Source organism: Agrobacterium sp. a22-2 (genome assembly GCF_012276985.1).
Taxonomy (GTDB): domain Bacteria; phylum Pseudomonadota; class Alphaproteobacteria; order Rhizobiales; family Rhizobiaceae; genus Allorhizobium.
Genome location: NZ_JAAXMM010000014.1, coordinates 17,714 through 37,974, shown reverse-complemented (window position 1 = coordinate 37,974; position 20,261 = coordinate 17,714). Strand labels below are relative to the sequence as shown.

Sequence of the window (20,261 nt, the reverse complement as noted above, 5' to 3'; positions counted from 1 at the left end):
CGGAAGCCCTCTTCTTATGTAGCAATTTGAGAGAATCACTTCCTCCGGGCAAAGTCAAGAGTCGGCGGCAAATAGCCCGTCCGAAACGTATTGTTTTGTCCATCGGTCTGCCGTTGACGGGTCCTTCTTGCCTCTTTGATAAGGGGACCTGACATGATGGAGAGACTTGCAACGACGCCATTCGGCGGCGGACGGATGTCTGCGCGGCTTTTTGCCCGCCAGGCCAAGGTCGGCGCCCGGCAGGAAGAACTGCGCAACGGCAATGGCGGCAACGAGACGGGGCGTGCCGACAAGTGGCAATTGCTGCGCGCCTTGACCGAGGCACGCGAGGTCTTTGGCCTTGGCGACCGGACCATTTGCCTTCTCGAGGCTCTGGTGAGCTTCTATAGCGAGCGGGAACTGGACGGCAAGCAGCCGCTGATCGTCTTCCCATCCAATCGCGAGCTTGCCATGCGGGCCCGCGGCATGGCGCCAGCCACCATCCGCCGTCATCTGGCAGCCCTGGTGGATACCGGCATGATTTTTCGGCGCGACAGTGCCAATGGCAAGCGCTTCTGCCGTCGGGACGATACCGGCGAGGTGGAGGAGGCCTTCGGCTTCGATCTGGCTCCCCTGGCCCTCAAGGCCGACGAGATCTATGCGGCGGCAGAGGCGGCAAGGGCGGAAGCCAAGGCGATCCGCGTGCTGCGCGGCGAGATCACCGTCCACCTGCGTGACATCTCAAAGGTCGTTGCGACAGCGATGGAAGAAAGCCGTCCGGGCGACTGGGTGGATTTCGCCCTGCGGCTTGCCGCCCTGTCCGGACGCCTGCCGCGCCGCGCGCGCCTTTCCGACATGGAACCGCTTCTCGCCGACCTCAGAATTCTGCGTGATACGGTGGAAACGGCCTACCTCAATTCACTGACTGAACAAGAAATGAGCGCCAATGATCACCATTTCGAGCGCCATATTCAGAATTCAAACACAGACCTTCCATCTGAATCTAATGGCTTAGACCATAATACCGGCGGGAGTGCCCAAAACAGCGGTCCTGCACCGGAACGCAAGATGGCGATCAGTCTCACCAAACTGCAGAAACTTTGCCCGCAGCTTAAGGATTATGCCAAGGGCGGCATTTCCAGCTGGGCCGATGTGCTGAAAACCGCGGAACTGGTGCGCTCCATGCTGGGCATATCGGCGGATGCCTGGACGAAGGCCAAACAGGCCATGGGGCCGCAGGCGGCGGCCGTGACCATCGCTGTCATGCTGGAGCGGGCCGAGACCATTCGCTCGGCCGGTGGCTATCTTCGCAATCTGACCGAAAAGGCTGAAAAGGGGGCGTTCAGTATCTATCCGATGCTTCAGGCCCTGGAGCGCGCCAAGACCTAGCGGTCGTCCCTGAAACAATCGGTTACAAAACGCTATCGGCGGGTGAAACGATCGACAACTGCGGCTCTTAGGGTTGGAGCCTGTCGTGAGATACCGGAAAATCCGGATCGCACGGGCACGCTGCAACTGACAGGAAGAGCGAGAGCCGCCATGATGCGAAAAATTCTGATGTCGATGGTCATGCTTCTGGGCATGTCCGCCATTCCGGCCGCGGCCGCCACCACGGCTGTGGCCACCGCTAATGTCAACCTGAGGGCCGGGCCTTCGACGTCCTATCCCGTGGTGACGGTCGTTCCGGCCGGGGCGCGCATCGTGACCCACGGATGCCTGTCCGGCTACACCTGGTGCGATATTTCGCTCGGCACCTACCGAGGCTGGGTGGCGGCCAGCTATGTCCAAGTGATCTACAACGGCGCACCTGTTGTCGTGACGGCTCCGGTTGCGGCGACCGTCGGCATTTCGGTGGTTGCCTTCAACAAGGCCTATTGGGACAACTATTATGTCGGTTATCCCTGGTATGGCCGCTGGGCCGCCTATCCGCCTTACGCTCCTTATGCGCCGCGGGTGACCTCTCATTCGCGGGACGTTAATTGCGCCAATGGCAGTTGCACGGGAACCCGGTCGACCTCCGGCATCTATGGCGGCTCGACCTCGCAGACCCGCACCTGCGCGGACGGTACCTGCACATCGACCCGCAATACGACAGGCGCTTATGGCAACTCGGCCAGCCGGACCAGAACCTGCACGCGGGCCGGCGATCCGTCCTGCAGCGTGACACGGACAGGTCCTCGCGGCGGAACGGCAACCGGCACCCGCGTTTTCCACCGTTGATGTCGACGCCAGGGTGGGGGAGGAGAGCATGATGGAAATGAGGCTTGTACCCGCAGCCCTGGCCTTGTCGTTATCGGTTGCAGGCGGAGCGGTGGGCGAGGAGCGACCGGTCGTTCCGCCGGTTAGGCCCGCCGAATATTTCTGCCTGCCGGGCGATCAGGGTGGTGGCGGGGCCTGCGTTGCGCTGTTCCTGGATGAGGACGGCTATGAACTCTGCCTGGTCGACCGACTGGCCGACACGGAACGTTGCCTCAGCTATTATCGGCTCGAACCGGATGAGGATGACCGCGGCGAGCGGGATACCGGCCTGTCCGCCCTGCCGCCAGCCGGGATGCCATGGATCTGAGACCGTCAACGCCGCATCTTCGCTAAACAGCGGATTGGCGCATTTACACGGAATTAACACTGTCCCGCAAAGAAACGAATTTGGGTTTTCCAAAGGTTGTTCGCAGTATTCGCCTCCGGTAAGCATACGTTGTATTTTCATCTGGGGACGGTTTATGAGTAAAATGAAATTGGGCGGCTTTTCGGCCGGTACGGGCGTGGATTTCGAAGCATTTCTGTCGGAGACGCTCGAAACGATCTTGGACTACAATTACGAAGCCGCATCGAAGACCCAGCTGCGCTTCTGGGACAATGCCAAGAATTCCATGACCTTCACCGGCTCCGGCCTCACCTACAAATATGTCGATGGCGAAATCTTCGGAATCACCGCCGGCAAGATCACCGGCCTCACCATCCTGTCGGCCGGCAATACCATGTGGTCGGCAACCGGGCTCAATATTTCCGGCACGACGCTTTCTGCCGCGATCGACAGCGGTAGCACCGTGAAATTCCTCAACACGCTGCTATCTGGCGCCGATGACCTGTCGGGCACCAACTATGCCGACATGTTCTGGGGCGGCAATGGCAATGACATCTTGCGCGGCCTCAATGGCGCCGACGATCTGGATGGCGACAACGGCAATGATCAGCTGTTCGGTGGCTCCGGCAACGATTGGCTGGCCGGCGGCAACGGCGCCGACAAACTGGACGGCGGGGCTGGCGCCGACGTCATGCGGGGCCAGGTTGGTGCGGATATCTTCGTCTTCAAGACGGGCTATGGCGCAGATCGGATCACGGATTTCGACGCGGTGGGCAGCGACCACGACCGCATCGATCTGTCGGATGTCAGTTCCATCACCAGCTTCGCCGATCTGAAAAGCAACCATCTTAAGGTCAGCGGTTCGGACATCATCATCAATGCCGGCAATGGTGACAAGATCGTGCTCGAAAACGTCAAGCTCTCGACGCTCGACGCCAGCGACTTCATCTTCTGATCGATGCGTTTCTGATGTGTTGCCTCGCCCGGCCCCTTGCGGCCGGGCGTTTTCGTCTCAGCGGTAACCGCTCCGACGCTTGGCCCGCTCAAGTCGCGCCAGCGCCGCCTCGGCCTGGTCATCGACCGCAAACGTTTCCACCTTGCAACGGCCGATCGTGCCGATCCGCCCCCAGGACCGCAGCAGCGAGACCTCGCCGAACAGCGTCGGCTGCAGGCAGAGTTCATAGAACCGCGCCATGTTTCGACTGGCATCGACGCGCGTCAGGTGAAGGTTTTGGATCTGCTTTGACATGCGCCGGAGTCTCGCGAGGCAAGACCCCGACGTCCAACGACTAATTTGAATCGATGAGTTACCAACGATTCACGGTGCTGATAGATTTTGCTTCGTCGTCGCCGAACTATTACCCATGCTTGGCAAAGTGCTCGGCTCCTACGGATTGGCCGGAATGGCTGTGGCCAGGAAGCCGATCACGAGAAAGGCAACCTCCCGATGGACCTCTTCGCGGCGCCGCGTTCCACCTTCCTTGCAGACAATTCCATCGCCCGGTGTTTCCTCCTCGATCAGCGCCACCGCATCAGGCTTGCAAAGCTGCATGAAACTGAAGTGCATGGCGTCGGGAATTTCGACAGAGGTCGAGGTGGCTTTCGGCAGGTGTTGCGCGAGGTAACCAGATTCGAGCCTTGCCGGCATGTCGCCGATATCGGTACCCGCACCGATCACAAGAAAGGGTGACTGGATGTCCGCCAGGCTCTTCGGCGAAAAGCCCCGTGCCAATCCCAGGTCGAGAGATACGAATGTTGCGATGCGGGGATCTGCCATATCCCGTTCAAGCCTTGAATCGCCAAGCCCGAGTTCCGCGGCAAGGTTGCAGGCTCGAGGGCTCGTGTGGGTCTGGCAATCCTTCTCAAACTGTCGCGTGTCAAAACGCCCGCCGGCGAGAGCGGAAATGGTCCAGCCGCCCAATGAATGTCCGATGGCGGCGATCCTTTTTGCATCAATTCTGCCGGCGAGATGAGGGTCGGCGATCAAGGCGTCGATGACGCGGCTCAGATCACGCGGCCGCTCCCACAGTGTCGCGGCTTGCGCCGCATCCTTGTTGAACGTGGTGGTGCCGGGATGATCGGTTGCTGCAACGATATAGCCTTGCTGGACAAGCGCACTTGCCAGCCAGTTCAGATTGCGCCAACTGCCGCCATAGCCATGGGAGAGAACGACCAGAGGACGCGCCTCTGATGTAGGAGCTGCGTCCCTTATGGCGTCGATGCCGTAGAACACGGCGTTTTCGCCAACAGTCACGGCAGGGCTTGCTCGGTCATGGACCGGATACCAGACGGCAACATGAAGCGGTCGAGAACCGTCTTTGTCCAAGTCGGTTTCTTGGAAGCCGATAGCGGCGGCAGAAAGGGCGAGCGTGGTGGCCGACAGCCACAGGCCGCCGGTGAGCAAAGCAGATTTCAGCATGTGAGCCTCTCTGTTGGAAGAACACGGCTCACATATGTCGAAACCAGATCGTCGGAGACCTGAAACACGATCAAGGACCGAAAGGCACTCGTCGTTCATTCACTTTGTGCTGTCTGCGGGAACTCTGTCGTGCCGATATCCCGGTCTATTGCCACATGCCGCGCATGCGCGCGCCGACGTCGATGCGGATCTGGCGGGCGTCGCGTTGGCCGGGCTCATTGGCTTTGACCAGCGGCCAGGCACAGCATTCGAAGAATTGCAGTAGGGTGGCGGGAATGAAGCGGGACCGCGCGGCATAGACATGGCGGTCGCCTTGCGCATTCTGGCCATGGGTGAAAAAGCGCTGCGGGATGACCAGGTGCAGGCTGTCCTTGGCGCGGGTCATGGCGACATAGAGCAGCCGGCGCTCCTCTTCGATTTCCGCCGTCGTGCCGATGCCGAGATCGGAGGGTATGCAGCCATCGACGCAGTTGAGCAGGAAGACGGATTTCCATTCCTGGCCCTTGGCCGAATGGATGGTCGAGAGGATCAGGTAGTCCTCATCGCGCAGCGGCACGCCGGACTGGTCGCTGGTCGCATCCGGTGGGTCGAGCGTCAGTTCGGTCAGGAACCGTTCGCGCGACGCATAACCGCCGGCGATCTGCTCCAGCTGCAGCAGGTCGGCCTTGCGGGTATCGGCATCCTCGTGGATGCGATCGAGATGCGGCTCGTACCATTCTCGCGCCCGGCCGATTTCCGAAGGCCAGCCGGTCGTATCAGTGCGCACCTCGCGCAACATGTCGACAAAGGCGCCCCAATCGGCGCCCGAGCGGGGCGGCGGCGGGATTTCGGCCAGTGCCAGCAGCGGCTCGGGATCGGCCGCCATGGTCTCCAGCACCTTGCCGGCCGTCTGCGGCCCGACGCCCGGCAGCATCTGCAGCAGCCGGAAGCCTGCGACCCGGTCGCGCGGGTTCTGGGCAAAGCGCAGGATGGCCAGCAGATCCTTGACATGGGCGCTGTCGAGGAATTTCAGCCCGCCGAATTTGACAAAGGGAATATTGCGGCGGGTCAGCTCAACTTCGAGCGGTCCGCTGTGGCTCGAGGTGCGAAACAGCACGGCCTGCTGTTTCAGGGTGGTGCCGCTCTCGCGGTTCTCCAGGATCCGCTCGACGATGTAATTGGCCTGCTCGGCTTCGTCGCGCACGGTTACAAGCCGCGGGCGCTCGTCGGATTGCCGCTCGGTCCAGAGGTTTTTGGTAAAGCGCTCGCGGGCCAGATCGATGACGCCATTGGCGGCCGACAGAATGGTGGTGGTCGAGCGATAGTTGCGATCCAGGGTGATGATATCGGCCGGTGGCGTGAAGGTGTCAGGAAAATCGAGGATATTGCGGATGGTGGCCGCCCGGAACGAATAGATCGACTGGGCATCGTCGCCGACCACCGTCAGGCCGCGGCCGCCGGGCTTCAGGGCCATCAGGATCGAGGATTGCAACCTGTTGGTGTCCTGGTATTCATCGACCAGAACATGATCGAAACGGTTGCCGAGATCCTCCGCCATGCCGGGATCGCTGACCATTTGCGCCCAATAGAGCAGGAGATCGTCGTAATCCAGCACGTTCTGTGCCTGTTTCGCCGCGACATAGGCGGCAAACAGGTCCCGCAGCTGCAGCTCCCAGGTTGCAACCCAGGGATAGTTCAGGCGCAGGACGTCACTGAGCGGCGTTTCGGAATTGACCGCCCGCGAATAGATCGAAAGACAGGTGCCCTTGGTCGGAAACCGGGTTTCCATCCTGGAAAAGCCGAGTTCGTGGCGGGCGAGATTCATCAGATCCGCGGAATCCTCGCGGTCGTGGATGGTGAAATCCGGATCGAGGCCGATCTCATAGGCATAGTCGCGCAGCAGCCGGGCGCCGATGCCATGGAATGTGCCGGCCCAGGTCAGGGCATCCGTCAGCACGCCGGCATTGGCGCCGAGGATCTTGCCGCAGATGCGCTCGACGCGCTTGGCCATTTCGGAGGCGGCGCGGCGGGAAAAGGTCATCAGCAGGATGCGGCGCGGATCGGCGCCGTTGACGATCAGATGGGCGACCCGATGGGCCAGTGTATTGGTCTTGCCCGAGCCGGCTCCTGCAATCACCAGGAGTGGGCCGCCGATGCTGCCTTTTTCCGGTCCGATGCCATGTTCCACAGCGCGGCGCTGGGCCTCGTTCAATGTCTCCAGATAGGCCGTCGCCGTCATTCCCACTCCTGCCGCGGTCCCGAGGAAAAAGCTCGGAACGGAGCATGAACGTAGCGCATTCGGCACGGAATGGAAAGCTGTTAGCGACCGATGAACAGGGCAATCGGATGGTCCGAGAAAAGCGGTGCGATCGGCAGGCTGGTGTTGGCAGCGAGGCTTTTGCCGGACAGGGCGTTCCACAGCGTGATGCCGGTCAACCGATCCGGCAGATGCAGGGTGGTGTCGTTGAAGGCGGCAGCTTCGACCCGCAGCGCATCTGCCTGCACCAAGCCGAACACGCCGCGCGGCACGACGGTCAGCGCAGTGCCGCTTTTGCTCTGGCGCAGATAGGCGATCACGTGCCCGGCGCCGGGGCCTGAAACCTCCAGCGGTTGGTAGCTGCCGGCAAAGATCGGCGCGGTCTCGCCGTGACGCAGTGCCAGAACGGTCGCAATCAGCCAGCTCTTGTAGTCGCCGAAATTTGAACGATCGGCCTGAGGCGGCAGAACAGCCCAGGGTTGTCCGAGCCGTTGTGGTCGGCGGTTGTCGGGATCGACCAGCGAAAAATCCATGCGCTCGCTGCCATTGTAGATATCGGGAATGCCTGGCGCCGTCAGTTTGATCAGCGTCTGGGACAGCGAGTTGATCAGGCCGGCCTGCACATAGGGCTGGATCGTCTCGTCGAAGTCGATCAGAAAATCGCGGTTTTCGGCGGCAAACAGCGCTTTGACGAACCCTGCGACGGCGGCCTCATAGTCCTGGTTCGGTGCGGTCCAGCTGGTTTGCAGCTTGGCTTCCCGCAACAGCTTTTCCGTATAGGCCAGAAACCGCCGCGGCAGTTCACCGTAGAGGTCGGGATCGGCGAGGCCGTCCAGCGGCCACACACCGGCAAGCGCCTGATAAAGCGTCCATTCGACCGCCGGTCCCGGGACCGGTCCGGTCGAGAGGACCTCGACCAGCGGAGCATTCTGTCGACGCCAGCGCTCGACGCCGGCAAGCCACGGCTCCGGCGCTTCCGAGAGGGTATAAAGACGCGCCCGGGCATCTTCGCCGCGCTTGGTGTCATGGGTCGACGTGGTGGACAGGCCCTCCGAACCATCGGCGGCCCGTGCTGCCATAGCGACGTGAAATGCCGCCGGTCCATTCGTAAGGGTTGGATTTCCCCCCACTTCGTTGAGGGCTAGAACACCGTTGAAGCGATAAAATAGCGTGTCTTCCAGCGATTTCGCCATAATCGGGCCGCTCAGTTGCTGAAAGCGGGCGCGCAGGCGCGACAGCAGTGCCACATCGATGCCTGGCACATTATATTTGAGGAGGTTGCAGACGAAGGCGATGGCTTGGCGGGAATCATCACCCGTCATGGTTGCGGACGCCTCCTCGGCGATCGTCTCCAGTGTTGCGACATCGCCGTCATCGGCGCCACTGGCGGTCGAATAGGTGCGATAGACGGGCAGGGCGGATATCATCGTGCACAGCGCGGTTTCCAGCACGCCGGTTGGGAATTCACGGCCGCTTCGCTCGGCGATTTCTGTCGCAACAGCGGTCAGCCGATCCACTTCGCCGGCAAAATTCTCCCGCAGCATCTGCGCCTTGGCGTCCGTGAACTGGACCTCGTACGGCCGCTCATCGCCACTGATCTCGGCATAGGCGGCATGCAATCGCATGACGCCTGTTGCTTCCGTCAGAGCATCGGCGAGCGACCAGATGAATTCATAGCCCGTGGTACCGCTGATCGGCCATGCTTTCGGCAAAGCCTCGTCGCGTTCAAGGATCTTCTCCACCGTGATACGGACCTCGTCTCCCACGGCACGGCGCAGGCGGCCCAGATAGGCTGCCGGATCGGCCAGCCCGTCGACATGATCGACCCGAAGTCCCTGCACCAGGCCGCGTTGCACGAGATCCACAACCAGGCGATGGCTGTCGTCGAAAATGTCAGGGTCTTCCACACGCAGACCGACCAGACCGGCGACCTCGAAGAACCTGCGGTAACTGAGGTGCCGGTTGGCGCTTTTCCAACTGGTCAGCCGATAGGGCTGCAACGTGTGGATGTCCTGAAGAGCCGTCGCGTCCGGGGACAGCGCGCCGAGGCGCTGCTGGAAACGCGTGAGCGCCTCGGGGTTGCTGCAGATCTCGCCGATTCGGGCGTGAAAGGCCGATGCCTGATCGGGCGAGGCGGGCGGTGCGATGGAAAGCAACTGTGCTGCGATCGGGTCGTCGCCGATCCCGGCAAGTGCTGTTGCGTAACTTCCCGGCGTGAGGGGATAAAAACTGTCATAGTAGCGCAGGGCCAGCGCATGGGTCTGTTGGTCGAGGGCCAGCGAAATCCGCCCCTTGGCGCATTCCGCCTCGAACGTACCGCCTAGAAAGGGCAGGGTTAGCGGCTGCGACCAGTCGATGTCGAAATGCTTGGAGTGGGGACTGTCTGCGCCCCATTCCACAACGCTGCGCCACCAGGCGTTTTCGAGGCTCGCCGCCATATGGTTGGGCACGATGTCGAGGATCAATCCCAGATCGGCTTGCGTTAACGCGCTGGAGAGCCGTTCGAAGCCGGCAAGCCCGCCCAGAGTGGGATCGATCTCGTTGCAGTCGGTGACATCGTAACCGTGGGTCGAGCCGCTCGTCGCCGTGAAGATCGGCGAGGCATAGAGATGGCTGATGCCGAGTTTTTTCAGATGGGGGATGAGGGAGATGGCTGTCGAGAAATCCGTGCCGTTGCGGAACTGGAGGCGATAGGTCGCCGTGGGTTTGGGCAAGGGCATCAGGCGGCGTCTCCTTAATAAGTAATGCGGGAGAACGACGGAAGCCGGGCTTTGTTCCCGCATTGCAACACAGGTGAGGAACAAAATGCCGGCTTGCGGGGTTTAGCGACCGGCGCTTGCGGATCGCAGATTCGCAAGGCCCGGCGTCAGACCGGGCACAGGGGTTGAAGAAAGGCGGGTAAGGGTTTGGATAACATCAAGAAACACATCGAAGCGGATGGTCCGGCGACATGGGAACCTATCATGCAGCCCGGGCGTAATGTCTGGCGCAAATCGGTGGCCGATCATGTCGGCTTTCTGGTCGACGGTGCGGACTACCACCGGGTCCTGGAAGAGGCGCTGGAGCGCGCCAGCGAACAGGTGTTCATTGTCGGCTGGGACTTCAATGCCGATATCCGCCTGCGCCCGGACGACGAAGGCTGCGAGCGGCTGGGGGCCTTTCTGCATGGTCTGGTCAAACGCAAGCCCGAGTTGAAGATCCATCTGCTGATCTGGGCGATGGGACCGATCTATTCCGGCAAATCATTGAAGATGTTCGGTAAGCATCGCTGGGTCTCCCATAGCCGCATCGACCTGCGCTTCGATACGCACCACCCCTTGCGTGGCTCGCACCATCAGAAAATGGTGGTGATCGACGATGCCGTGGCCTTTGTCGGTGGTATCGACCTGACCGCCAAGCGCTGGGACACGCCAGAGCATCGGGTCGACAATCCGGCGCGCAAAATGCCGGACGGCAAGCCTTATGACCCGGTTCACGACATGCAGGTGATGCTGGATGGCGATGCCGCACGGACCGCGGGTGACGTGGCGCGACGTCGCTGGTCCATGGCGACGGGCGAGACGATCCAGCCCAGCCAGAAGCGAACCCGGCCCTGGCCGCGTCATGTGCCGCATGCCTTTTCCGATTGTGAGGTCGGCTTTGCCCGGACTGAACCCGGCTATCGCGGTAGTCCCATGGTCGGCGAGGCGATGCAGCTCAATCTGGATGCGCTCGCCACCGCCAAGCGACATATCTATATCGAAAACCAGTATTTCGCTTCGGATATCGTCTGTGATGTGCTGGCGAAGAAGTTGCAGGAGCCGGATGGGCCGGAGATCGTCGTGGTCACCACCCGCACATCGCATGGGATGATCGAACGGCTGGTGCTCGGCGAAAACCGCGACCGCATGGTGCGCCGCCTGAAACATGCCGATATCCACGGTCGCTTCCGCGCCGCCTATCCCATCGTGCCGGATGGCAAGGGCGGCGAGCAGGAAGTGGTCATTCATTCCAAGGTGATCGTCGTCGACGATACCTTCCTGCGGGTCGGCTCGTCGAATTTCAACCAGCGCTCGGCCGGCATGGATACCGAACTGGATGTGGCGATCGAGCCGCGCACGCAAGCGGATCGCCTGGCGGCCATCACCTTGCGCAATCGCCTGCTGTCGGAGCATCTGGGCGTCTCGCCGCAGGTTCTGGCCGAGACGCTCGAGGCGACCGGCTCGCTGATCGCGGCTTTCGACCGGCTGAATGTCTACGAGCGAGGCCTTCGCCCGTTCAAGGGCACGGCAGCGCGTGGCAAGACTGTTCCCGTGTTCGGTAGCGGACTTGTTGATCCGAAGCAGACCTGGTGGCCACTTCAGATCCTGGCTCGGCCGTTTGCCGGTCGGGGCCGATCTCAGCCGGCCTCGCTGGAGGCAGGCTCGGCGCTCGGCGAGGCGAGCGTCAGTTCGCTGATAACAAGTAAAATCAGGCCGATCGGCAGCGGAATGAAGAAGTAAACCACCCGGAAGGCAATCAGCGCGCCAATCGAGGCCGCCCCTCCCATCAGATAGGTGATCGTCGCTTCAAGCACGCCCAGTCCGCCCGGCACATGGCTGACCAGCGCCGTCAGATTGCCGACGACATAGGCGGTGGTCGTTTCCATGTAGCCGGCACTGGCGTTCAGCAATTGATGCAGGCAGGCGGCGACGCAGGCGAAATTGGCCGTGCCGATGACGACTTGGCCCGCGGCGATCGGTAGGCTCGGCAGGGTGAACGGCCATTTGATGATGGTCACCGAACCGCGAATGATGGCGGCGGCCATGAGATAGAGGGCGATTGCCGCAAGGCAGAGCCCGCCGACCAGCCGGGCCGTCACCGGGTCCATGCCGCCCACCTTTGCCGCACTCTCCGGCAGGATCAGCAGGCAGAGGCCGGCCAGCGTGATCAACCCTATGCCGACGGTCAGGCCGCAGAACAGGATGACCTTGGCGATTTCCTCGGCGCTGAGGCCCCAGCGGGTATAAAAGCGATAACGCACCGCACCGCTCGAAAGCGCCGCGACGCCGATATTGTGGCCGATCGACAGGCCGATGAAGGAGGCGAGCGCCGCCTTCGGATAGGCAAGCGGCTTGCCGGCATAATGGAGCGCCAGATAGTCGAAGCCGGTCAGGCAGAGATAGGACAGCGCTGCAAAGCCGAGCGCCAGCAGAAAGCTGGCTTTCGGGATCTGGGCGATGGAAGACGTGATATCGTCGAGCGAATACTGGTTGAGGGTCCGATAGGCCAGAAACAATGCTCCGCAAATGGCGATGACGATAACGATGCGGAGCAGAATGGTTTTGGTCATGGGTTGCTTATCCTCGTTTCACTCGTGCCTGGCGGAACGAAACCAGTGGCTTGCGGGTTCCCACTTTTCCGATTGATCCAGCGAGTTTCTATGAATCGTCCCCTGCGTATCCTGTCCTACAATGTCCATAGCTGCTTCGGCACGGATCGCCGGCTCGATCCGGCCCGCGTCGCCGAAGTGATAGCGTCCTGCAATGCGGATATCGTCGCCCTGCAGGAGGTCGACGTCGAACGGGCGCGGAGCGGTGCAATCGATCAGGCGCAGATGATCGCCGCGCACCTGAAGATGACCGCCCATTTCAATGCCGCGCTGCATCTGGAAGAAGAGCGTTACGGCGATGCGTTAATCACCGCGCTTCCGACCCGGCTGGTGAAGGCCGCCGGCCTGCCCTCGAAGGGCGAGCCGCGCGGGGCGCTCTGGGTGGAGGTCATGGCGGGCGAGATCCCGCTTCAGATGTTCGTTACTCATCTGGGCCTTCGCGGCGGCGAGCGGATGCGCCAGGTGGAAACGCTGATGGGGCCTGCCTGGATGGGTGCGGCCATGCCGGACAATTCGCGTATCGTGATGGCCGGGGATCTCAATGCCGTGCCGCGCTCGGCGGCCTACAAGGTGCTGGCCCGCCGCTACCGGGATGTCCAGACGGAGCAGGGCCTGGCTCCAAAGGCAACCTTTCCGTCGCGCCTTCCACTGCTGCGGCTAGACCATATCATGGTGGGGGAGGGGATCCGGGTTCTGGAAACCAGGGTCTTCAACGATCCTCTGGCGCGGCGCGCCTCCGATCATCTGCCGCTGCTGGCGGTGCTCGATCTCGATCCTGCGGGATAATGGCAGGCGGCCTTGTCAGGCGTCACGGTTGCACAAGCGCCGGATAGTCTTTTCCAGAGCGGTATGACTATAGGGCTTGGACAGCACTTCCGCAAAATCCAGACTGTTGGCTTCGGGAGAGCGGCTGTCTCCGGTGGCAAAGATCACCGGAATCATGGCGAACCGTTGTCGCAGTTGATTGGCAAGATCGACGCCTGATCCGTCCGGCAGATGAAGATCGGCCACCAGAATGTCCGGTCTGTTTTTTTCGACTTCCGCCAGGCTTTCGGCGATCGATCCCGCCTCCAGCACGACCATGCCGGCATCCTGCAGGATTTCCATGGTGGACAGACGGATCAGGAAGTCGTCTTCACAGAGAAGAACGGTAATTGGTGTTTGCTCGACCGGATCGGCGGCCTGTGCCGCACCGGCCCTGTCGTCTCTGCCTGTCTTTGCCGTGTCAATCACTTGCCGAACCTTCCTTGCCAATTGATCGCGGGTATAGGGCTTGCTGAGGAACTGAACGCCTGCGTCGAGCCGCCCGTCGTGGACAATCGAGTTCTCCGTATAGCCTGAGGTGAACAGAACGCCAATATTTGCCGATCGTTCCTTCACCTTGCAGGCAAGTTCGGTGCTTTTCATGCGACCGGGCATCACGACATCCGTGAACAGCAGGTCGAACCCGACGCCGCTTTCGACGATCACCAGGCGGCCTGCCGCATCGCGCGCCTTCAGCTGGCGCCGGCCGAAGGACAGCAGTTGCGACGCAAGGCTGGCACCGCGCATTGTCACGGTCGAGCAGGACATAGGGATTGGGTGCCTCGTCGAAGAGTTTTTCGAGATTCAGGGACGAAAGAACAGTTTGTCGGAACATGAGACGTCGGTGAACCTTAAGGCAGGCTGCGGTTGCAGCACAGTGGGTGAGAAGTGGAGCGCAAGGTTCCGGCCGTCAAGGCGAGATGCGGCGGACGATGCGTGAAATTTCGAAAGAAAAAAGCAAAGCCGAGGAACAAAGCGCCCAAAATAAGGGTTTGGGCCGGGTAAGTTCCAAAAACTCAGGAGACACCTCAAATGGCAGACAAGACATTGGACGACCTCTTCTACGAAACGCTCAAGGACATCTACTATGCCGAGCGCAAGATCCTGAAGACCCTTCCGAAAATGGCGCGTGGCGCCCAGAATCCGAAGCTGAAAGCTGCCTTCGAAAAGCACAAGGATGAAACCGAAGGCCATATCGAACGCCTGCAGCAGGTGTTCGAAATCATCGGCAAGCGTCCGCGTGCCAAGACCTGCCCGGCCATCGACGGCATTGTCGAGGAAGGCGAGGAGATCATGGACGACTTCAAGGGCATGCCCGCTCTCGATGCCGGCCTTCTGGCCGCCGCCCAGGCTGTCGAACACTACGAGATCAGCCGCTACGGCACGCTGAGTGCGTGGGCAAAGCAGCTGGGCCTGCCGGAGGCTGCGGCGCTTCTCGAACAGACGCTGCAGGAAGAGTCGAAAACCGATGAGGCCCTGTCCAAGTTGGCCGAGACCGCGGTCAACACTGCGGCGCAGAAAAAGGCAGCCTGATATCAAGGCGATCGCCATCGAAAGAGGCCGGGTGCAGTTGTTGCACCCGGCCTTTTCATTGCCTCCGCAAACGGCAGACGCGTTCAGACGCCGACCATTCTAAGCGAGACGGAACCGCTCGAAAGCTTCCGCATCCGGCCGGTCAGATCCTGCTGGCGCAGCACGATCGAACCCATCTTGTCAGTGATTTGATCGGCATGGGCTTTTGCTGCTTCGACCGCCAGCCGATGACTCGGATAGACTGGCGACTGGGTGCCGTCGAGCCGGAAAATCCAGCCGTTCGGACGGGGCAGGATGTCGCAATAGAATTCTGTCATGGAAAGACCTCCCTTCGTAATTGTGTTCAAACTGCGTTGGGGGCGCCAGAGTTCCATGGGGCTCATGAAAAAGTCGCTGACGCCCGCCGCACCCGATGCCGAGCAGAGGTAAGCCCGATCGGCATTGTTGGTCATTCAACCAGCCAGACCGGCGCTGGCGACCACCACGCCGAAGGCTGGTAATTGTCCTTTCCGGTCCAGAGATCCGGCGGCCGCGTCCGGCTGCTGATGGACAATGTCACCGGTGACGCCGGGCAATGCCTTTGGTGCATCGTTCAGGTTGGCGCGCAATTGCAGGAGCCGGTCGCCAAGCCGCCAATCGACGGCCAGCGTTCCTTGCTCGCCGGCAAACGCCCGGCCGGCATGGCCACCCGCATCGGCCAATCCCGGCACGACATGCCGGTGGCGTTTCAATAGAAGGTCGGCCAGCAAAGCCAGCCGCCGGCGGCCGGCCGGTGTGTCGGCTTCCGCCGGATCAAGCTTCGAGTCGAGAAAAGTCTTGAGGTCGTTGGGTTCCGGCAGATCGTCTGGCCCCTGGACCTGCGGCGGAATGGTGCCGAAATTCCGGCCCTCTTCAAGGCGGCTTTCCCGATAGTCGCCGGCCATGTCGGGGGGATGATCGCAGAAAAACAGGAAGGGCCGGGTCGAGCCGTATTCCTCGCCCATGAACAGCATCGGGATCTGCGGCGAGAGAACGAGAATGGCCGTCAGCGCTTCGATAATCTCAGGGCCCGCCAGAGTGGTCAGGCGTTCGCCCAGCGCGCGGTTACCGATCTGGTCGTGGTTCTGCAGGAAATTGACGAAGGCCTGCGGCGGCAGATGGGCGCTTTTTTCGCCGAGCGGCGCGCCGCCGTTCTGAGCTTTCGGTTCGCCCTGATAGACATAGCCTTCGGCGAGGGCGCGCCCCAGCCGTTCGAAAATGTCATCGGCAAAATCCTGGAAATTGCCCATGCTCTCGCCGGTGGCGACGACATGGGTGACATGGTGGAAATCGTCGTTCCAGGTGGCGTCATAATAGAGCGGGGTGCCCGCGGCATCGCGTTCCATGGTCCAGACGGGATTGCGCAGGTCCTCGGTCACCAGGTGAATGTGGCGGCCGGGCAGATCGCGTCGCAACCGGGACGCCAGTTCCAGCAGTAGATGCGGCTGAGACCCATCGTCGGCGATCTGATCGACCGCGTCGAGGCGAAGACCGTCAAGCCGGTACTCGTCCAGCCACAGCAGCGCATTCTCGATGAAGAAGTCACGCACCGGCCGGGCCGAGAAATCGATTGCCGCACCCCATGGTGTATGGCGGTCCGCATCGAAGAAACCGGGGGCGTATTGCGGCAGGAAATTGCCGAACGGGCCGAAGTGATTGTAGACGACATCGAGCAGGACCGACATGCCGAGCCCATGGGCGGCATCGACAAAGGCTTTCATTGCGTCGGGTCCGCCATAGGCATGATGCGGGGCAAAGGGCAGCACGCCTTCGTAGCCCCAGCCCCGCTCGCCGGCAAATTCGGCAACGGGCATGATCTCGATGGCCGTGATCCCAAGCTCGCGCAGGGTGCCGAGCCGGCCTTGCGCCGCTCCGAACGTGCCTTCAGGGGTGAAGGTTCCGACATGCAGTTCGTAGAGCACTGTTTCGTGCCAAGGCCTGCCGGTCCAGTTCGGATGGCGCCACGGGTAGGATGTCGGATCGACCGTGGCGGAGGGGCCGAAGACACCTTGCGGTTGAGACCGGGAGGCGGGATCCGGTACCGCCGTGCCATCCGGCAGGACGAAGATATAGGGTGTGCCGGGCGCGACGCCGGATGCGTCTGCCTTGAACCAGCCGTCGCCGACGGGCTGCATTTCCATGTCCCGTGTCAGGTCCTCACCGCCGATGCGGACCGTCAATCTTTCGAAGGCCGGCGCCCAGAGACGAAAGCAGGTTTTGTCATCGGTGGCGCCGTGGGCGCCCCATTGTCTGAAAGAATGATTGTCGTGCCGCACGTAATTCCCCTGGTTGCCTGAAAACGCAGAAGGAACCACCAGGCGACCGAAAGGTTCCAGCCGCTGGCCTAGTCCCGGGGGAGGAACAAACGCGTCGACACGGGGTTGGGACAGTCGGGACCGTGTGAAGCCGGCCCTGATTTCCCACTCGAACCAGGAGGAAAAGTCATGCCTGCCAAATCCAAAGCCCAGCAGAAAGCCGCCGGTGCCGCCCTGTCGGCCAAGCGCGGCGAAACGAAGAAGAGCGACCTTCAAGGCGCATCCAGGAGCATGGTCGCCTCGATGACGGAAGAGGAACTAAAGGAATTGGCCTCGACCAAGCGCAAGGGCAAGCCGGAGCATGTTTCGCCGGCCCGCTGAACTGGGATGGCTGAGCACTCCTTGCCAGGGGGGCAGGGCGGACCGCGTCTTCAAGACGAGGGCGGTTCGCCCAGTTCCAGGCGGAGCTGATGGCGGGCACGGTTGAGACGGCTCTTGACCGTGCCGACCGGGCAGCCACAGATTACGGCGGCGTCCTCATAGCGCTCGCCCAGCATCACGACGAGAATAACGATTTCCCGGTGGTGCTGCGGCAGGCGATTGAGGGCGCGCTTGACGTCGTCCTGTTGCGCCGCCCAGTCCTGGCTTGCCTCTGTCGTCAGGCTGTCGGCGACGCAGTCGTCCAGCCCTACCGTCTCGCGACTGGATTTCTTGATCCGTGTGCAGAACGTGTTGCGCATGATGGTGAAGAGCCATGATTTCAGCCGCGTGCCCGGCTCGAACTTGTCGAGATTGGCCAGCGCCTTCAACAGCGTTTCCTGAACGAGATCGTCTGCCTCTTCCGGCTTGCGGCAGAAGGTGCGGGCAAACGCCCTGAGCGCCGGGATAAGTTCGACAACTTTGCTCTCGGCCGTCTTGTTGCGTGCTTGAGTTGACAATCCCGCCATCCCTCCGGGTGCGTCTTTGCATGGAATACCGGCGGAAACGCATCGGCGGCGCCCTTGGTTCCAAACATTCCACGTCACTCGCGGAAGGCGAGCTCAAGGCCCATGGTGATGCGGCCGCCGGACGGATTGCACGGTTCAGGATGCGTAAAACAAGGCCAGGGCAGGTGCGGCCGACCTAAAGCGTGTCGCGATCTTTCAGATTCGCTCCGTGCGCTTTATCCTATTGTTTTGTCGCATGTTGTTGTCCCGAAACCGGTCGCCCTTTTGGGCAACATGCTTTAGAGGTAGCGGACCCGTTCGATGATGGCCGATTGATCGGTCAGGCCGCTCTGATAAAGCTCGATCGCCATGGCGGCGACGTGACCTGCCTTCTCCTGCCTGTCGCGGGCGGCGCTTTCGCCGCAAACGGCAATGACGACGTTTTCGAGAAACGCCAGATCTTCCGGCGACAGGAAGCCTGTCCCTGCGCTGAAACTGCCTTCAGACATGCCATTCTCCCATGCTGTCCGGAGGGTGTGTTCGTCAAACGCTATACAGACGTGACCCATAGTCATGTCCGACAGGATAATCCCGGATCGGTGGGAATGCAACCGGTGGCCGTGGCGTGGCCATCCAGACACGATGGTTTCAAGGAAAAGGGCGAGCCGATGGATCATCGGCTCGCCCTCCCATGGCACGCTCCTCCTCAAACTCCGACCTCGCTTCGGAGCGTGAAGGACGCGCGCATACAGCAGGCCCCGATGGTCCGGCCTGTCATCTCCAAGGCTTTCGGAACCCCTGGACGCGGATTTTGTTCCATGGCGACGGGTCACATGGCCGGAGATTGCCGTCGGCCTCGACAGCCGGACCACAGGGGAGGGCAGGATTATCAGTTCAGCAGAACGGCCGCCCTGTTCAACATCCGGTTGACCGCTTCGTCGTCCAGTACGTCCGCGGCATCATAGAAGTCGGAGACCTTCGAGGCGGTTTCCAAAATGTGGAGCGCGGTCAGTCCATCGACTTTCGGTCGCAGAAGCGCAACGGCCTTGGCCGAGGCAACCGGCACGACGAGATGGATGGATTTCGGGCTGGCCTTGCGGATTGCGACAATTGCGGCCCGTAGTGTAATGCCGGTCGTCACACCGTCGTCGACCAGGACCACGTTGCGGCCCTTGAGGTCGATCGCCGGTGCCGTACCGCGATACATTCGCCAGCGTCGCTCGGCTTCTGCCAGCTGACGCTGCCGTTCATCCTCCAGATAGCCTGGGGGAATAGTGAATTGCGCGACCCGATCGTCATCCAGCACGGTGTGCGGTTCCCGACCGTAGACCACGGCGCCGATGCCCATATCCGGCTGGCCTGGAGCGGCAATACGGCGCACGATCAGCAGATCGAGCGGCGCACCAAGCTGTTTGGCGACCTCGATGGCGACGGGCACGCCGCCCCGTGGCACGCCAAGGACGATCGGCTGGTCGAGATCGTCCGCCGTCATCATCGAAGCTATTAGCTGTCCCGCCACCGTTCGATCCGCGAAAAGGGCCTCCGCGGCCGGATGTCCGACGGCGGACTTGTGTGGAACATGAGGAGCTGGCTGCATCGTCATCTCTCCTTCTGGTTGTGTAAGGTCGGCTTAATGCTTGGCGACAGACCCGCGCATGCCCCCGGCCGTGGTCGATGAAGTGACAGAGACCGGATCGCTGGCTGGAAACGTATCCTCCAGCCCTTCATCAAGCTGGCTTTCCATTTCGTCTTCGTCACGGGACTGCCGCGCGCTGGGATGCGCTTCCAGATCGACGACGCCGGTCAGATCGCGATCGGCGACTTCTCGCATCAGGGCGCGGGCCTTTTCGAGCGCGTTCTGCCGGTTGAGGTCGCTGCCCTCGCGGGCCGGCAGCTGGACCGAGATCACTTCGCCTCCGTCGCCGACGAATTCGACCGTAAACCCGCGCTTGCCACCTTGTTCGGCGTGAACCTGTGTACCGATAAGCTGCATGACGGTGCTCCTTTTTATTGTGTGGATATCAAACGTTCCGGTCCCCGAATTTGTTCCCTGTCATCGGGCTGGCAGCGGTCTGCGCTGGCGGCGAAACTCTCCGCGCTGCCCTTGGCCCACCGCGCTGCAAAAAACGGCATGGAGGCCTGGAACAGTTTTGGCAG

20 protein-coding genes are annotated in these 20,261 nt (G+C 61.6%); 8 read left to right on the top strand and 12 right to left on the bottom strand.

Going from position 1 to position 20,261, the window contains the following annotated elements; all coding sequences use genetic code 11:
* Window positions 1-153: 153 nt before the first annotated feature.
* The 4 genes from repC to HFC70_RS20360 all read left to right on the top strand — a co-directional run bounded on the left by repC (window position 154) and on the right by HFC70_RS20360 (window position 3,518).
* Window positions 154-1,368 (top strand): plasmid replication protein RepC, encoded by a 1,215-nt coding sequence (gene repC, locus HFC70_RS20375; RefSeq protein ID WP_168475126.1) that lies wholly within the window; start codon window positions 154-156, stop codon window positions 1,366-1,368.
* 150 nt (window positions 1,369-1,518) lie between these two features.
* Entirely contained in the window at window positions 1,519-2,199 is a 681-nt protein-coding gene (locus tag HFC70_RS20370; RefSeq protein ID WP_168475125.1) for an SH3 domain-containing protein, read from the top strand.
* 31 nt (window positions 2,200-2,230) lie between these two features.
* Complete coding sequence (locus HFC70_RS20365; protein ID WP_168475124.1) at window positions 2,231-2,545, top strand: hypothetical protein; 315 nt, start codon at window positions 2,231-2,233, stop codon at window positions 2,543-2,545.
* Between the two features lie 154 nt (window positions 2,546-2,699).
* Window positions 2,700-3,518, top strand: coding sequence for a calcium-binding protein (locus HFC70_RS20360; protein WP_210259360.1), 819 nt, complete (start codon window positions 2,700-2,702; stop codon window positions 3,516-3,518).
* Window positions 3,519-3,575: 57 nt separating this feature from the next.
* Here the strand turns inward: HFC70_RS20360 and HFC70_RS20355 are convergent, their stop codons facing one another.
* From HFC70_RS20355 to treY, 4 genes are all read right to left on the bottom strand, one after another.
* Complete coding sequence (locus tag HFC70_RS20355; RefSeq protein WP_168475123.1) at window positions 3,576-3,812, bottom strand: WGR domain-containing protein; 237 nt, start codon at window positions 3,810-3,812, stop codon at window positions 3,576-3,578.
* A gap of 138 nt (window positions 3,813-3,950) precedes the next feature.
* On the bottom strand, window positions 3,951-5,081 hold the full coding sequence (locus HFC70_RS20350; protein WP_368669761.1) for an alpha/beta hydrolase family protein: 1,131 nt from the start codon (window positions 5,079-5,081) through the stop codon (window positions 3,951-3,953).
* A gap of 46 nt (window positions 5,082-5,127) precedes the next feature.
* Window positions 5,128-7,200, bottom strand: a complete 2,073-nt coding sequence (locus HFC70_RS20345) for an ATP-dependent helicase (protein ID WP_168475122.1) — start codon at window positions 7,198-7,200, stop codon at window positions 5,128-5,130.
* A gap of 80 nt (window positions 7,201-7,280) precedes the next feature.
* Window positions 7,281-9,938: a malto-oligosyltrehalose synthase gene (gene treY / locus HFC70_RS20340; protein WP_246735886.1), complete on the bottom strand. Its 2,658-nt coding sequence runs from the start codon at window positions 9,936-9,938 to the stop codon at window positions 7,281-7,283.
* A 243-nt stretch (window positions 9,939-10,181) separates the two neighbouring features.
* On the opposite strand from treY, the gene HFC70_RS20335 reads away from it, so the two are divergent.
* The gene (locus tag HFC70_RS20335; protein WP_168475121.1) at window positions 10,182-11,699 is read left to right on the top strand and encodes a phospholipase D-like domain-containing protein; all 1,518 of its coding nucleotides are present in this window, start codon (window positions 10,182-10,184) and stop codon (window positions 11,697-11,699) included.
* On the opposite strand, the gene HFC70_RS20330 is transcribed toward HFC70_RS20335, so the two are convergent.
* On the bottom strand, window positions 11,597-12,529 hold the full coding sequence (locus HFC70_RS20330) for a lysylphosphatidylglycerol synthase domain-containing protein (RefSeq protein ID WP_168475120.1): 933 nt from the start codon (window positions 12,527-12,529) through the stop codon (window positions 11,597-11,599). The genes HFC70_RS20335 and HFC70_RS20330 overlap by 103 nt on opposite strands.
* Before the next feature lie 90 nt (window positions 12,530-12,619).
* Between HFC70_RS20330 and HFC70_RS20325 the strand changes: the two genes are divergently transcribed.
* Complete coding sequence (locus tag HFC70_RS20325; protein WP_168475119.1) at window positions 12,620-13,354, top strand: endonuclease/exonuclease/phosphatase family protein; 735 nt, start codon at window positions 12,620-12,622, stop codon at window positions 13,352-13,354.
* 15 nt (window positions 13,355-13,369) lie between these two features.
* On the opposite strand, the gene HFC70_RS20320 is transcribed toward HFC70_RS20325, so the two are convergent.
* Entirely contained in the window at window positions 13,370-14,140 is a 771-nt protein-coding gene (locus HFC70_RS20320) for a response regulator (RefSeq protein WP_168475118.1), read from the bottom strand.
* 264 nt (window positions 14,141-14,404) lie between these two features.
* Between HFC70_RS20320 and HFC70_RS20315 the strand changes: the two genes are divergently transcribed.
* Entirely contained in the window at window positions 14,405-14,905 is a 501-nt protein-coding gene (locus tag HFC70_RS20315) for a ferritin-like domain-containing protein (protein WP_168475117.1), read from the top strand.
* Between the two features lie 83 nt (window positions 14,906-14,988).
* Here HFC70_RS20315 and HFC70_RS27050 read toward each other — a convergent pair whose 3' ends face one another.
* The gene (locus HFC70_RS27050; RefSeq protein WP_246735885.1) at window positions 14,989-15,357 is read right to left on the bottom strand and encodes a hypothetical protein; all 369 of its coding nucleotides are present in this window, start codon (window positions 15,355-15,357) and stop codon (window positions 14,989-14,991) included.
* Window positions 15,358-17,199: a malto-oligosyltrehalose trehalohydrolase gene (treZ, locus tag HFC70_RS20305; RefSeq protein WP_168475116.1), complete on the bottom strand. Its 1,842-nt coding sequence runs from the start codon at window positions 17,197-17,199 to the stop codon at window positions 15,358-15,360.
* A gap of 168 nt (window positions 17,200-17,367) precedes the next feature.
* On the opposite strand from treZ, the gene HFC70_RS20300 reads away from it, so the two are divergent.
* A complete protein-coding gene (locus tag HFC70_RS20300) occupies window positions 17,368-17,559 on the top strand; it encodes a DUF3008 family protein (protein ID WP_168475115.1) in 192 nt (63 codons plus the stop codon).
* A 50-nt stretch (window positions 17,560-17,609) separates the two neighbouring features.
* Here the strand turns inward: HFC70_RS20300 and HFC70_RS20295 are convergent, their stop codons facing one another.
* The 4 genes from HFC70_RS20295 to HFC70_RS20280 form a co-directional block, all read right to left on the bottom strand.
* Complete coding sequence (locus HFC70_RS20295) at window positions 17,610-18,125, bottom strand: sigma-70 family RNA polymerase sigma factor (RefSeq protein WP_168475114.1); 516 nt, start codon at window positions 18,123-18,125, stop codon at window positions 17,610-17,612.
* Window positions 18,126-18,403: 278 nt separating this feature from the next.
* On the bottom strand, window positions 18,404-18,613 hold the full coding sequence (locus tag HFC70_RS20290; RefSeq protein WP_168475113.1) for a hypothetical protein: 210 nt from the start codon (window positions 18,611-18,613) through the stop codon (window positions 18,404-18,406).
* Window positions 18,614-18,993: 380 nt separating this feature from the next.
* Complete coding sequence (locus tag HFC70_RS20285; RefSeq protein ID WP_168475112.1) at window positions 18,994-19,623, bottom strand: phosphoribosyltransferase family protein; 630 nt, start codon at window positions 19,621-19,623, stop codon at window positions 18,994-18,996.
* Window positions 19,624-19,734: 111 nt separating this feature from the next.
* On the bottom strand, window positions 19,735-20,097 hold the full coding sequence (locus tag HFC70_RS20280) for a hypothetical protein (RefSeq protein ID WP_168475111.1): 363 nt from the start codon (window positions 20,095-20,097) through the stop codon (window positions 19,735-19,737).
* Window positions 20,098-20,261 lie beyond the last annotated feature (164 nt).